The organism is Mesorhizobium sanjuanii (assembly GCF_002529485.1).
GTDB lineage: Bacteria > Pseudomonadota > Alphaproteobacteria > Rhizobiales > Rhizobiaceae > Mesorhizobium > Mesorhizobium sanjuanii.
On record NZ_NWQG01000319.1, the window covers coordinates 1 to 1,055 of the forward strand.

Annotated in this window: 1 protein-coding gene; it reads left to right on the forward strand. The window is 61.3% G+C overall.

Going from position 1 to position 1,055, the window contains the following annotated elements; all coding sequences use genetic code 11:
- Positions 1–93: 93 nt before the first annotated feature.
- A protein-coding gene (locus CN311_RS31670; protein ID WP_097577490.1) for an IS630 family transposase occupies positions 94–1,042 on the forward strand; the annotation gives its coding sequence in 2 pieces (ribosomal slippage) (positions 94–429 and positions 431–1,042; 948 coding nt in all).
- Positions 1,043–1,055 lie beyond the last annotated feature (13 nt).

Sequence of the window (1,055 nt, forward strand, 5' to 3'; positions counted from 1 at the left end):
CTAGAGCGGTTCAGATTTTGACTGAATCTGGGGGATTCCCGTGAGAGCGGTTTTGTGATTCAAGATGCTGGCTGGATCGGAGGCCAGCATCAGATGACGGCTGCCATTTCGAACGATCTTCGTGAGCGTGTTGTTGGAGCAATCGAAGCAGGCGAGAGCTGCCGTGCGGTTGCTGCCCGCTTTGGCGTTGCAGTCTCGTCGGCGGTGAAGTGGTCGCAGCGTTACCGCCAGAGCGGGTCTGTAGCGCCGGGCAAGATGGGTGGCCATCGCAAGCGCATCCTGGAGCCGCACCGAGCCTTCATCGTGGAACGGATCAACCAGACGCCGCATCTGTCGCTGCATGGACTGAAGGACGAACTTGCGGCGCGCGGTGTGAAGGTCTCGCACGACACGGTGTGGCACTTCCTGCGGCGCGAGGGGTTGCGGTTCAAAAAAAACGCTGTTCGCCCTTGAGCAGGCCCGCACTGACATCGCGCGGCGAAGGCAACGCTGGCGCTCCTGGCAGGCGGGTCTCGATCCGACACGGCTGGTGTTCATCGACGAAACCTGGATCAAGACCAACATGGCGCCGCTGCGGGGTTGGGGACCATGCGGCAAGCGCCTGCGCGGCTTCGCCCCGCACGGCCACTGGCGCACGTTGACCTTCCTCGGCGCTCTGCGGCTTGACCGTCTTGCTGCCCCTTGCGTCTTCGATGGGCCGATCAATGGCCAGAGTTTCCGCGCCTATGTCGAGCAGCAGCTCGTGCCAGTGCTCCAGCCCGGCGACATCGTCGTCATGGACAATCTCGGATCTCACAAGTCGGCCGCCATCCGGCAGATGATCCGCTCCGCAGGCGCCAGGCTCTGGTATCTGCCGCCATACTCACCCGACCTCAACCCGATCGAACAAGCCTTCGCCAAGATCAAACACTGGATGCGAGCCGCCCAGAAGCGAACAATCGATGACACGTGGCGACACATCGGCCACCTCGTATCAACTATCGAACCAAACGAATGCAGAAACTACTTCGCAAACGCCGGATACGCTTCCGTCAAAACCTGAAACGCTCTAGCCC